14 protein-coding genes are annotated in these 12,528 nt (G+C 41.3%); 6 read left to right on the top strand and 8 right to left on the bottom strand.

Going from position 1 to position 12,528, the window contains the following annotated elements; genetic code table 11:
* Window positions 1-8: 8 nt before the first annotated feature.
* The 3 genes from cysN to KPL72_RS04555 form a co-directional block, all read right to left on the bottom strand.
* The gene (cysN, locus tag KPL72_RS04565) at window positions 9-1,622 is read right to left on the bottom strand and encodes a sulfate adenylyltransferase subunit CysN (protein WP_219702014.1); all 1,614 of its coding nucleotides are present in this window, start codon (window positions 1,620-1,622) and stop codon (window positions 9-11) included.
* An 18-nt stretch (window positions 1,623-1,640) separates the two neighbouring features.
* Window positions 1,641-2,546 (bottom strand): sulfate adenylyltransferase subunit CysD, encoded by a 906-nt coding sequence (gene cysD, locus KPL72_RS04560; protein ID WP_212915206.1) that lies wholly within the window; start codon window positions 2,544-2,546, stop codon window positions 1,641-1,643.
* A 227-nt stretch (window positions 2,547-2,773) separates the two neighbouring features.
* Window positions 2,774-3,694, bottom strand: a complete 921-nt coding sequence (locus KPL72_RS04555) for a hypothetical protein (protein WP_219702013.1) — start codon at window positions 3,692-3,694, stop codon at window positions 2,774-2,776.
* 157 nt (window positions 3,695-3,851) lie between these two features.
* Between KPL72_RS04555 and KPL72_RS04550 the strand changes: the two genes are divergently transcribed.
* Window positions 3,852-4,436: a superoxide dismutase gene (locus KPL72_RS04550; RefSeq protein ID WP_100185804.1), complete on the top strand. Its 585-nt coding sequence runs from the start codon at window positions 3,852-3,854 to the stop codon at window positions 4,434-4,436.
* A 73-nt stretch (window positions 4,437-4,509) separates the two neighbouring features.
* Here the strand turns inward: KPL72_RS04550 and KPL72_RS04545 are convergent, their stop codons facing one another.
* Together KPL72_RS04545 and KPL72_RS04540 are read right to left on the bottom strand one after the other, a co-directional pair.
* The gene (locus KPL72_RS04545) at window positions 4,510-4,959 is read right to left on the bottom strand and encodes a tellurite resistance TerB family protein (protein ID WP_212915204.1); all 450 of its coding nucleotides are present in this window, start codon (window positions 4,957-4,959) and stop codon (window positions 4,510-4,512) included.
* Window positions 4,953-5,423, bottom strand: a complete 471-nt coding sequence (locus KPL72_RS04540) for a DUF6942 family protein (protein WP_219702012.1) — start codon at window positions 5,421-5,423, stop codon at window positions 4,953-4,955. The genes KPL72_RS04545 and KPL72_RS04540 overlap by 7 nt, the downstream gene beginning before the upstream one ends.
* Before the next feature lie 222 nt (window positions 5,424-5,645).
* On the opposite strand from KPL72_RS04540, the gene KPL72_RS04535 reads away from it, so the two are divergent.
* The 4 genes from KPL72_RS04535 to KPL72_RS04520 all read left to right on the top strand — a co-directional run bounded on the left by KPL72_RS04535 (window position 5,646) and on the right by KPL72_RS04520 (window position 8,891).
* A complete protein-coding gene (locus KPL72_RS04535) occupies window positions 5,646-6,044 on the top strand; it encodes a YeeE/YedE family protein (protein ID WP_219702011.1) in 399 nt (132 codons plus the stop codon).
* A gap of 10 nt (window positions 6,045-6,054) precedes the next feature.
* A complete protein-coding gene (locus KPL72_RS04530) occupies window positions 6,055-6,474 on the top strand; it encodes a DUF6691 family protein (RefSeq protein ID WP_212915201.1) in 420 nt (139 codons plus the stop codon).
* Between the two features lie 266 nt (window positions 6,475-6,740).
* On the top strand, window positions 6,741-7,907 hold the full coding sequence (locus tag KPL72_RS04525) for a type III PLP-dependent enzyme (RefSeq protein WP_012069876.1): 1,167 nt from the start codon (window positions 6,741-6,743) through the stop codon (window positions 7,905-7,907).
* A 141-nt stretch (window positions 7,908-8,048) separates the two neighbouring features.
* Entirely contained in the window at window positions 8,049-8,891 is an 843-nt protein-coding gene (locus KPL72_RS04520; protein WP_219702010.1) for an MOSC domain-containing protein, read from the top strand.
* A gap of 96 nt (window positions 8,892-8,987) precedes the next feature.
* Here KPL72_RS04520 and KPL72_RS04515 read toward each other — a convergent pair whose 3' ends face one another.
* Window positions 8,988-10,574 (bottom strand): ABC-F family ATPase, encoded by a 1,587-nt coding sequence (locus KPL72_RS04515; protein ID WP_219702009.1) that lies wholly within the window; start codon window positions 10,572-10,574, stop codon window positions 8,988-8,990.
* Window positions 10,575-10,875: 301 nt separating this feature from the next.
* On the opposite strand from KPL72_RS04515, the gene KPL72_RS04510 reads away from it, so the two are divergent.
* The gene (locus tag KPL72_RS04510) at window positions 10,876-11,370 is read left to right on the top strand and encodes a cyclic nucleotide-binding domain-containing protein (RefSeq protein ID WP_219702008.1); all 495 of its coding nucleotides are present in this window, start codon (window positions 10,876-10,878) and stop codon (window positions 11,368-11,370) included.
* A gap of 45 nt (window positions 11,371-11,415) precedes the next feature.
* On the opposite strand, the gene KPL72_RS04505 is transcribed toward KPL72_RS04510, so the two are convergent.
* Window positions 11,416-11,769 (bottom strand): RidA family protein, encoded by a 354-nt coding sequence (locus tag KPL72_RS04505; RefSeq protein WP_212915197.1) that lies wholly within the window; start codon window positions 11,767-11,769, stop codon window positions 11,416-11,418.
* Between the two features lie 109 nt (window positions 11,770-11,878).
* Complete coding sequence (cobO, locus tag KPL72_RS04500; RefSeq protein WP_212915196.1) at window positions 11,879-12,487, bottom strand: cob(I)yrinic acid a,c-diamide adenosyltransferase; 609 nt, start codon at window positions 12,485-12,487, stop codon at window positions 11,879-11,881.
* Window positions 12,488-12,528: the final 41 nt, after the last annotated feature.

The following is a 12,528-nucleotide window of genomic DNA, read 5'->3' as shown; positions in this document are numbered from 1 at the left end:
TTCTTTCGTTATAGCTGAACGCTTTCAACAATTAAATCCACGACGTCATCTAGTGCGGATTCGGTGATCTGAGAATCCGCTATCGCCGAGTCGGCCACCAAAAAGGCAACACCTGTCTGACGAATTAGCGCCGATTCTTGCGCTGTCGCATCCGCTTTTACCAAAGCAACAATACCTTGGCGTAACAACAGGCGTTCAAGCGCATCACTTTGCTTCAACACGCTAGCGGCCAAGGCGATAACTGCAGGTTTTTGACCGAGTCGTGCGGCACGATCTTCCGCACTAACTACAGTGTTTTGATCTAGCTCAGCAACAGCCTCTTCAACCATACCTGCACCAACTGTTACGTTAGTTAAGCGGTCAATAATAATCAAAGCACCAGTGAAACGGCTATCTGTGTATTCATCAAATGCAACAGGTGCATCGAACTGAATGACTGCATCGCCGATACCATTTAGTTCCAACGCATCTATTTTGCTAACTTCAAGCGTATTAACGTCAACACGATGGTTAAAGTGATGAACTTTACCAGGAACTGTTTGCGTTCCTAATTTGAAGTCATACAACTTACCAGGAACCAATGGATGATCAGCCATCCACACAATGGAAGAGCGAAGCGTAGTCGCAATCAGAGGCTCTTGACCAATGTGCGAAAGCATGTCGCCACGACTAATATCGATCTCATCTTCAAGTGTAATAGTGACAGCTTGACCTGCTTTTGCTGCCTCTAAATCACCATCAAATGTCACAATTCTTTCAACTGTAGAGGTTTTACCTGAAGGCAAGGCTACAACTTTATCACCTGGCTTAACGACGCCTGCAGCAATGGTTCCAGAAAAACCACGGAAGTCTAGGTTAGGACGGTTAACATATTGAACTGGGAAACGGAAAGAGTCACGCTTCACATCACGATTAATTTGCACCGTTTCCAAAATCGACATTAATGGGCCGCCTTGATACCAAGGCGTGCTTTCTGACGCATTTACCACGTTGTCGCCACGCAATGCTGACATTGGAACAAAATGAATATCTTCAGGTTGACGATCACCAAGCTGGCCAACAAATTTTAGATAGTCATTTTTAATTTGGTTAAATTTTTCTTCGGAGAATTCGACCAAATCCATTTTGTTAATTGCAACCACAACATGCTTAATGCCCAACAAAGAAGCAATATAGCTATGACGGCGGGTTTGGGTTTGAACGCCATAACGCGCATCGATCAAGATAATGGCAAGATCACAAGTGGATGCACCGGTCGCCATGTTACGGGTATATTGCTCATGCCCTGGAGTATCGGCAATGATAAACTTACGTTTTTCAGTAGAAAAATAACGGTAAGCTACATCGATTGTGATGCCCTGCTCGCGCTCTGCTTGGAGGCCATCGACTAACAAAGCCAAGTCTACCTCTTCACCCTGGGTGCCAGACTTTTTGCTGTCACGCTTAACCGCGTCTAGGTGATCTTCATAAATCAACTTAGAGTCATGAAGCAAACGACCGATTAGTGTACTTTTTCCATCATCGACATTGCCACAAGTAAGAAGACGCAATAAGTCTTTTTCTTCATGTTGTTTCAGATAACCAAGTATGTCTTGGCTGATCAATTCTGATTGGTGAGACATTCTTTCTTTACTCCAAACTTAGAAATAGCCTTGTTTCTTCTTCTCTTCCATTGACCCAGATGAATCATGGTCAATCATTCGCCCTTGACGCTCTGAACTTCTTGTCAGCAACATTTCCTGAATAATTTCAGGTAGGGATGCTGCTTCAGATTCAACCGCACCCGTTAATGGGTAGCAACCTAGAGTACGGAAGCGAACAGACTTCATCTCAGGGACTTCACCGTTTAACGGCATACGCTCATCATCAACCATGATCAAAGTACCATCACGTTCAACCACTGGGCGTTTTGCAGAAAAGTAAAGAGGAACAATTGGAATGCTTTCCAGATAGATATATTGCCAGATATCAAGCTCAGTCCAGTTAGACAATGGGAAAACACGGATGCTCTCGCCTTTGTTCACTTTACCGTTATAGATATTCCACAATTCTGGGCGCTGATTTTTTGGGTCCCAGCGGTGTTGCTTATCACGGAAGGAGTAAACGCGCTCTTTTGCGCGAGATTTTTCTTCGTCACGGCGGGCGCCACCAAAAGCAGCATCAAAACCGTATTTATCTAGAGCCTGTTTAAGACCTTGAGTCTTCATTACATCGGTATGCTTTGAGCTGCCGTGTGTAAAAGGCCCAATACCTTGATCAATACCTTCTTGATTTTGATGAACGATAAGTTCTAAGCCAAGCTTAGCAACTAGCTCATCACGGAAAGTAATCATTTCCTTAAACTTCCAACCGGTATCCACGTGCATTAGTGGAAATGGTGGTTTGCCAGGATAGAATGCCTTCATGGCAAGGTGCAGCATTACAGCTGAGTCTTTACCAATCGAATAAAGCATTACTGGATTATCAAATTCAGCTGCTACCTCACGTATAATATGAATACTTTCGGCTTCTAGCTGTTTTAAGTGAGTAAGTCTTGCCTCTGTCATAATTTCCCATCTCTGTTGTCAGGCTTCAGCATTTTTAAAACTATAACATGCCTTTAGGTTATAAAAAGCATCCCATCTAGACTTTAGTAGAATATGTATATTAAAAAAGCTTTATAAGTAAAACCTTTTTAAGGGTAATTGAATTAGATCTTAAGGAGGAATAGAGAACATATTAGAAAAAGAAAAGGCCGATAAATCGGCCTTTACGCATGCAATTTAGAAAAAATTTACTGAGAGCTGAGTTGCTGCTCTAGCATAAGCTGATTAATCTGCTTGCGCAGACGAATAATTTCGCCATTAACTTGTGTTCTAAACGCGTCACTAGAGTTGATAGCATCTTGATGCTTAGCCAAAGTGTCTTGAATATTCGCCACATCGGTAGAGCTAGTATCAGCAGTGCGTTTTTCGATGGTTGATACTTTTTTCTGAAGAGCTGTCAGATCTTGTAGAATTTGATCCAAACTTAAGGCTTGCGCTTCGTTCTGCCCTGCTTGAGCTGCTATGGATTTTTCAGATGCTTGCAATTGTTTGGCTTGAGCATCTTGTTTTGCTGCAATTGTTTTTACTGTTTCATCTATTGAGGCAACAGTAGGAACAAGTTTATTGAAGCCAGCTTCAACTTCATTAAAGGCTTCTGCTTGAACAGCTATACGTTTCGACTGAGTCGAAATAGTGTCACGCATTGAAGAAAGCTTCTTCTGAAGCTCCTCAATCGCAGCATTATTACTCTCGATGGACTTTCTATTGGTATCATAAGAAACACCCCAGAGTTTACGAATTTCACTTTCGTGATTTTTCAATGTCTCTTCTAAGGTTTCACCCTGCTCATTAGCGGACACATCTGCAGCAAGGAGCTGATGATCTAAATTTTGTATCTCACTCTTGGCACCGTACAGATCGTTGCGCAACTGCATATTTTGCTGCCACAGCCAATATCCTGCACCTGCCAAAACGAGCAACAAAAGTATTAATAAAAAATAGATACCGACAAGACTTTGTTTTTTGTGTACAACACTAGGGGCATGAGCTGGTCTTGCTGGCGTAGGGGTCGAATGACCTTTTGGTGCGGTTGCACTAGGTCTTCTATTGCTGACTTCATCTTGATCCAGAGTCAGGCTTGGGATCTCAACATCATCGTCTCTTCGCATGGAAATCTTATATAGTCGCTATTAACAGTAATTATGGAAAATCGTTCTAGAACAAACCTAAATAATATTATCTTAAGTCGTTCGGTGCTACTATATAAGCACCATTAACTGCTTGATAACAAGCATTTTTCGTTAATTAAAAGCAAGGAGAATTGAAATGGCTTTTGAATTACCCGCTCTTCCTTATGCTAAAGACGCACTAGAGCCTCATATGTCTGTTGAAACGCTTGAGTACCATCACGGCAAGCATCACAACACTTATGTTGTTAAATTAAACGGCTTAGTTCCTGGTTCTGAATACGAAAATAAAACGCTAGAAGAGATCATTGTATCTGCTCCAGCGGGCCCTGTTTTCAATAATGCAGCTCAAATCTGGAACCATACTTTCTTCTGGAATAGCCTAAGCCCTAACGGCGGTGGCGAGCCTACTGGTGCTCTAGCTGATGCAATCAATGCAAAATGGGGTTCTTTCGCAGAGTTCCAAGCCGCTTTTGATGACAAAGCAGTAAACAACTTTGGTTCTAGCTGGACTTGGTTGGTTAAAAACGCTGATGGCTCTCTAGAAATCGTTAATACAAGCAATGCTGCAACACCTATGACAAATGGTCAAACGGCTATCATCACCGTAGATCTTTGGGAACACGCTTACTACATTGATTACCGCAATGTTCGCCCTGATTACTTAAAAGGTTTTTGGGCACTAGCTAACTGGGAATTCGCGGCAGCGAACTTCGCAGCTTAATTCTATTTTTTATTAAATTAATAATAGAGTAAGACCAGTCAAAAAAACGCGGCAATAGCCGCGTTTTTTTTGTCTAAGATTCTTCTGTTTTCATTTCAGCCAATACAAAGAGTTTTGCCTGAATAAACTCTGAATGAGGCATAAACAACAACTCGCTGATAGTTCGAATGCGATGATCTTCATAAGAATCAATATCACCATCAGCAAGTGCAACACGCCACAGAGCTTTTAATAGCAACATTTTTTGTTCTAGGGTTGCCGTTTCGTTAATGACCTTAGTAAATTGATAGAGATCATTCGCTGCATCTACACCCGAACGAGCTTCCTCATAAAGAGTATCTATATCATCCCCTAACTCACTTACTTCACGAAGAAACCGTTTTACCTGGTCTTCTTCCATTTCGTTTATTTCATTATCAGCCAGCATCACTTCCATAAGTAAAGCCGCTACGGCTTTCTGATAAGATATTTGCTCACCCTGCTCTACAGGAAGGCTAAAAAGACTCTTTAAAGCATTTAACATTTTTTCTCCAAAATATACTCACGTAGAGCTTCAATTAAGATATTAGGAAACTGTCTATAGTCTAGATATGGACACCAAATATACGGAAGACAAACAAAGGAAGTATGTACGTCTCCGACTTCTTGAGCAGAATCTACAACTGGCAGTTCGTCTCTAAATGTATTGCCGACAATAAAAATCAAGCCCCTATAGTCACCAAGTTGATCCAAAGAAAACGCAATGCCAACTTTATTTAAAAGCTCTTTATCGCGAAAGACTTTCCACGAATCATATGTCGGTGCTGCTAGCTTCGCCATGATAGTAAATATTTTACGCCAATGATTGCCATTCAGTTCGATTAAGAGAGATACATCCGGTTTCTCTAAAAACGATATATCGACAGGGCTTGGTAAAGCAGGCCTGTTTGGTAATAGAAACACGTAGTCAGCTTCATTTGGGCAGGCTCCTATCCACAAGTCATTCATTTGACACTCCTTAATTTAATAAGAATACAGCGAGCACTTTTTTATATCTGCCAGACAATAGGTAAAGACTGTGCAATTGCCGATAACTCCCACATACCAATCAAATTTAGCCATACGCAGATCAAGTAAACACAAAATAAAAGTGTATTAACAATAATACATTAGACTTTTCTTATTTAATTAAATTAGAATAAACTTATATAAACCTAAAAGGCTTCAAACATGGATACTATTTTTAACCCGCTGGTCGGTGGCCTTCTGATAGGTCTCGCCACAGTCATTTATCTTCTGAGTGTAGGCAAAGTCATTGGCATTAGCGGAATACTATCTCAAGCGCTCTTTAGTAAAGAGCGTTTTTTGCCCTTTCTATTCATTGCTGGGCTCATCATCGGTGGTAGCGCATACGGTATTTTGACTGAGCAAACCGTTGCTTTTCCTGAAACAAGGAGTCCTCTTCTTTTAATCATATCTGGATTACTCGTCGGTTATGGAACAAGGCTTGGAGGTGGTTGTACTAGCGGGCATGGCGTTTGTGGGATATCGCGACTATCCCCTCGCTCAATAATCGCCACTTTGGTCTTCATGGCTGCCGCAATTATCACTGTTGCAGTCCTTAAATAGGAGAATAGTTATGTACGCAATTATCACGCTCGTAGCAGGTTTATTATTTGGTCTGGGTTTAGCCTTTTCAGAAATGACGAATCCTACTGTCGTTATTGGTTTCTTAGATATTTTTGGCAATTGGAATCCTTCCTTAATTATCGTAATGGCAAGCGCCATTGCCGTCGGCATGATTGGCTATGCTATTAAAGGAAAACGTTTAGCACCTTTTCTAGCCAGTAAATGGCAAGTTCCAACACTTCGTAATATTGACGCAAAACTCATTATTGGGTCGTCACTTTTTGGTATTGGTTGGGGGATTAGTGGTTACTGCCCTGGACCAGGATTAACAGCTTTAGTGAATAATCCAAGTGAAGGTTTTTACTTTATGGCGGCTGTAATTGCTGGCAGTGGGTTACATTATTTCCAGACTCGCAACATACAAAAGTAGTGCTAGAAATCCCTAAATAAAAAGGAGACTTTTGTAGTCTCTTTTTTTTAGTCTAAAATATGAAAAAATACTTGACCCAAGACGCCTTGCGTCTTAAATTTCGCCCGCGTCATTGCTGAACATAATCCGCACCGCTTCAACTGCTGCGCTAGTCGCTTAAGGCTTTATAGCCGGATAAGTAACAGCCATAAGTAGGACGGGAGAAGGTAAAGACGTTTACTTATTTAATCGGTTTATGTTTTGCATAATTAAGGAGCCTCTAGCCCATGACTATTGACGTCAATTCTTTTTACACACCTGAGCGTTTTGCCCGTTTTAAAGCGTTTGCTGAAACTAAAGACACCCCTTTTGTTGTTATCGATACAGACATTATTGATGAAGCTTATACTGAACTTACAAAAGGCTTTCCTGTTGCTGATATTTTTTATGCCATTAAAGCAAACCCAGCACCAGAAATTCTGACTCTACTTCGTGACCGTGGCTCAAACTTTGATGTGGCGTCTCGTTATGAGTTGGACAAACTATTTGCAATCGGTGGCATCTCACCTGATCAAGTTAGTTATGGCAATACCATCAAGAAAGCAAAAGACGTTCGTTACTTTTACGAAAAAGGCGTGCGCATGTTTGCGACAGATTCTGAAGCCGATTTGCGTAACATTGCAAAAGCGGCTCCAGGCTCTCGCGTTTATGTTCGCATCTTGACTGAAGGTACAGTAACGGCTGATTGGCCACTTTCTCGTAAATTTGGCTGTCGTCCAGATATGGCGATGGACTTACTAGTACTTGCAAAAGAACTTGGTCTGATCCCTTACGGCATTTCTTTTCACGTTGGCTCTCAGCAGCGTGATATCGGTGCATGGGATGCTGCAATCGCTAGTGTTAAAGTAATCTTTGAGCGTCTTAAAGAAGAAGATGGCATCGTTTTAGAAATGATCAACATGGGTGGCGGATTCCCTGCAAACTATATTGCTCGTACTAATGACCTTGCAACTTATGCGGAAGAGATTACTCGTTTCTTGGAAGAAGACTTTGGAACAGATTTACCTCGCATCATTTTGGAACCTGGTCGCTCTTTGATCTCTAACGCAGGCGTTCTAGTAAGTGAAGTCGTTTTGATTTCTCGCAAATCACACACCGCGCTAAATCGCTGGGTCTTCACTGACGTCGGTAAATTTTCAGGCCTTATTGAAACGTTAGATGAATCTATAAAGTACCCGATTCATGTTGAAAAAGGTGGCGAGTTAGAAGAAGTTATTATCGCAGGTCCTACCTGTGACAGTGCCGATATTATGTATGAAAACTACAAATATGGTCTACCACTGAATTTGGCTATTGGGGATCGCATGTACTGGCTATCAACTGGCGCTTACACAACAACTTACAGCGCAGTAGAGTTTAACGGCTTCCCACCTTTGGCTTCTTACTACTTGTAAGTACTTTTTGTAAATAATTTGCCTAGATAGCAATAAAACGCAAGCCTCAGAAATTGATTTTCTGGGGCTTTTTTATTGGAATGATCTTATTGCTAAGTAATAATAAGGTCTAACTAACAAAAAACTTAAAAGGGAATTTTCATGCAGTACACCCTAAGTGAACTCGTCATCTATCCAATAAAATCCATCCAAGGTATCTCTTTGCCATCAAGCCATGTTGAGAGTGCCGGTCTTTATGGTGATCGACGTTATATGCTGGTAAAACCTGATGGCGAATTCATTTCCGGTCGAAAGCACCCTAATCTAACATTAGTAACGGCCAAGCGAGCTAAAAGTGATGCATGGCATCTTTCTCATCCAGAAATACCCAACGATCTTATTATGGATTCATCGACCTTTTCCAGTAACCACACAGAAGTCACAGTGTGGGACAGCACAGTTAATGCACAACTTGCCCAAGAAGAGGCCAATGCGTGGTTTAGCGAGGTAGCAGGCGAAATCGTAAAGCTGGTTTATTTCAGTGAAAAATCAGAACGCTTTACAAACCGTAGACCGGAAGTCCCTGTTGGTTTTGCTGACGGCTATCCTTTTTTATTGACGACAGAAGCTTCACTAAATGAACTTAATCGAACTTGTCCAGAAAAGATTCAAATGGCTCAATTTCGTCCAAATTTAGTTGTTAAAGGGAATAAGCCGTTTGAAGAAGATGGCTGGAAACGAATTCGTATTGGTGAAGTAGAATTTGAAAATGTTAAGCCTTGTGATCGTTGTATTTTCACAACATTGAATCCAACCACAGCGCAACGAAGTAAAAAAGGTGAGCCGCTTAAAACACTAGCCAAGTTCCGCCTACTCGGAAAGGAAAGTATTACTTTTGGCCTTAATATGATCGCGTTGAACACTGGAACGGTTAACGTAGATGACAAAGTTGAAGTTCTTGAATACAAAGAACCAGAAGTGTATGTAGACAAACGTAAGGCCTAAACACTTTAAGCCACTCTCATCTTTTTCCACCATTAAAAATACATAAAAAAAGAAGGCCGAGCGCCTTCTTTTTTTAACAAAATATAGCTTCTTAGCTTAGCCTTCTATTTTAGCCAAGTACTCATCGTATGTACCGTGGAAGTCGACGATGCCTTCACTAGTAACTTCTACAATGCGAGTTGCCAAAGAGGACACAAATTCACGGTCATGACTGACGAAAATCAAAGTACCAGGGTAGTTTTCAAGTGCCAAGTTCAATGACTCGATGGATTCCATATCCATGTGGTTAGTTGGCTCATCCATAACTAGAACGTTAGGCTTTTGCAGCATCAACTTACCGAATAACATACGACCCTGTTCACCACCAGACAGCACTTTTACAGATTTCTTGATGTCGTTTTGTGAGAAAAGCAGACGACCTAACGTGCCGCGAATCACTTGCTCATCATCGCCTTCTTGTCCCCATTGCCCCATCCATTCGATTAGATCAACGTCTTTTTCGAATTCATGAGCATGATCCTGTGCGTAATAACCAATATTCGCATTTTCAGACCATTTCACATCCCCTTTGGTTAAATCGGTATCACCCACCAAACATTTTAGTAGAGTAGTTTTACCAATACCGTTTGGACCGATAACCGCAATACGCTCCCCTACTTCGACCATCATGTTTAAACCACTGAACAGCTCTTCATCGTAAGACTTGGCAACGTTCTCAATTTGCACCGCCATACGATGTAGTTTTTTCTCTTGCTCGAAACGGATGAATGGATTCTGACGGCTTGAAGGTTTAACTTCTTCAAGTTGGATCTTATCAATCTGTTTAGCACGAGATGTCGCTTGTTTAGACTTAGATGCGTTGGCAGAGAACCGGCTAACAAACGATTTTAGTTCGTTAATTTGCGCTTTTTTCTTCGCGTTGTCAGACAATAGACGTTCGCGAGCTTGAGTCGCTGCAGTCATGTACTCATCATAGTTGCCAGAGAACAAACGCAATTCGCCGTAATCCAAATCTGCCATGTTAGTACAAACAGAGTTCAAGAAGTGACGGTCATGAGAAATGATGATCATGGTGCAATTACGCTCTACCAAGACACCTTCCAACCAACGGATAGTATTGATGTCCAAGTTGTTTGTTGGCTCATCCAACAAAAGAATTTCTGGGTCAGAGAACAAAGCTTGAGCAAGCAAAACTCGAAGCTTTAAGCCCGGAGCTACTTCACTCATCAAACCATAATGCTGCTCTGTAGGAATACCAACACCTAGCAATAGCTCTCCGGCACGCGCATCAGCAGTGTAACCGTCCATTTCAGCAAATTCAGCTTCTAGGTCACCTGCACGCAAGCCATCTGCTTCCGTCATTTCTGGGTTAGCATAAATAGCGTCTTTTTCAGATTTGATCGCCCAAAGCTCTGTGTGACCCATGATAACGGTGTCAATAACAGAATATTCTTCGTAAGCAAATTGATCCTGTTTCAATTTACCAAGACGCTCATTAGGATCTTTGGAAACATTGCCTGAGCTTGGTTCCAAATCGCCACCTAGAATTTTCATGAAGGTGGATTTACCACACCCATTCGCACCGATAAGACCGTAACGTTTTCCTTCTCCGAATTTCACAGAGACGTTTTCAAAAAGAGGTTTTGCACCAAATTGCATGGTGATGTTGGCCGTCGTTAACAAAGTATTCTTCCGTTTATCATGAGGTAAATAATTGTGCTCTTAATAGACTAAATCGTCAGAGCAAAGCTGATGCGCGCATTATCGCACAGATTAGCTCGACTCTTTAAGGGTGAAAATGCTTATTACTAAAAAAAGCTCGAACTTACTGTTACAGATAGAGTCCAAAAAGTTGTAAATAGCATACAAAACAACACTACCTGTTTAGCATGAATAAGCCTAAAACTAATATAGCTCACTCGGCTATCAAGCAATTCATTTTTGGGCCGATGATATAAAAGAACTCATATCGACGGAGAGAGAAATGAAAACCGTCCTAGTAAAAGAATCACAATACGATATATCGCCAGCACATTTGAAAGAAGGCTCTATTTTTGGTGCTTTATCAGATACATCTATACAGTTCCTGTTAGATGAAGGTATTTTGCACAAAGTAGCTAAAGGTGATGAGGTTTTTTCTTATGGCAGCAAGGGTGGCAGCTTTCATACAGTACTGCATGGTAAGCTGGATTTTTATAAGCAGCATGGTGATAAAAAATTACGAACTAGAACCATTTGCTTTGGGGAAGCAATCGGCTTTGTCTCAATGATTGCCTTACATGAGCGAGCTGGTAGCCTTTACACGTTAGAAGAATGTTTATTGTTAGAAATATCGAGTCAGTTATTTAGCGACTTCCATGACAAGTATCCATTCGATTTCGGGATTTTGCTGATGAATCTATCACGCGATATGGCGAGAACCATCCGTGTGTTAAGTAATGCTATGGTTGAAAGTGACGTGATAGTGAAACAGAACTAAAACTTGACGAGATAGGCTGACACGATGCCTGCCTATCTCAGGGTATTATTTTATTGCAGCAACAACGGATATTTCAACCAGCAACTCAGGTCTTGCCAATCGGGCTTCTACACATGCTCTAGCTGGAGCATGTCCTTCAGGAATCCACGCATCCCAAACAGCGTTCATCGCTGCAAAATCCTTCATATCACGAAGATAAATAGTAGCTGATAAAATATAGGATTTATCGGTAGCAGCCTGTTCCAACAACACATCCACTTTATCTAACATTGTGCGTGTTTGCTCAGTGATGTCCGTATTTGCATCAGCACCAACTTGGCCGCAAAGGTATACCGTTTCATTGTGCTTAACAATACGACTCATGCGTTGACCAACTTCCATGCGCTCAATGGTTGCCATAAAAACCTCTATTAAATTGAGAGTGAAAAAATCATAATTTTATTATTAGAATATGCCCCACAAGATTTTCTAAAAAATCACAGGGCGACTAATATAAAACGACAAAGCATTAAAACTCCAGCCCTTTTTGCGCTTTTATTCCTCGTTTAAATGCATGTTTTACTTCTTTTATCTCGCTGACTGTATCAGCCAATTCAATCAGAGCATCTGAAGCGCCGCGACCAGTGACCACAAGATGCTGATTCTCAGGACGATTCATCAAGCCATTAAGTACATCATCTTCAAGTAAATACTCATAATGCAATAAGTAGGTTAACTCGTCGAGCACCACCAAATCGATACTTGGATCGGTCAACATAGCGGCGGCTTTTTCCCATGCTTGTAGTGAGGAAGCGATATCAGATTCACGGTTCTGCGTTTCCCAAGTAAACCCCGCTGGCATGATTTCCCATTGCACGTTTGCTTGCTGCTTGAAGAAATCGATCTCGCCTGTGTTCCATTCACCTTTTAAAAACTGAACCACTCCAACCTTCATACCATGGCCCAAAGCACGAGCAACCATACCCAACGCAGAACTCGATTTACCTTTGCCATTACCTGTCAAAAGAACAAATGTACCTTTGTCTTCTTGGGCTTTAGCAATACGTTTATCAACATGTGACTTAATAGCTTGCATGCGTTTTTTATGTTGATCTGGATCTTTAATGGCTTTTGACATGTAAATACCCTTTTTAAATAGAAAAAACCTAAGCTGCGCGA

The organism is Marinomonas lutimaris (assembly GCF_019426345.1).
In the GTDB taxonomy this organism is placed as follows: domain Bacteria; phylum Pseudomonadota; class Gammaproteobacteria; order Pseudomonadales; family Marinomonadaceae; genus Marinomonas; species Marinomonas lutimaris.
This window is presented reverse-complemented; position numbering and strand designations above follow the sequence as displayed.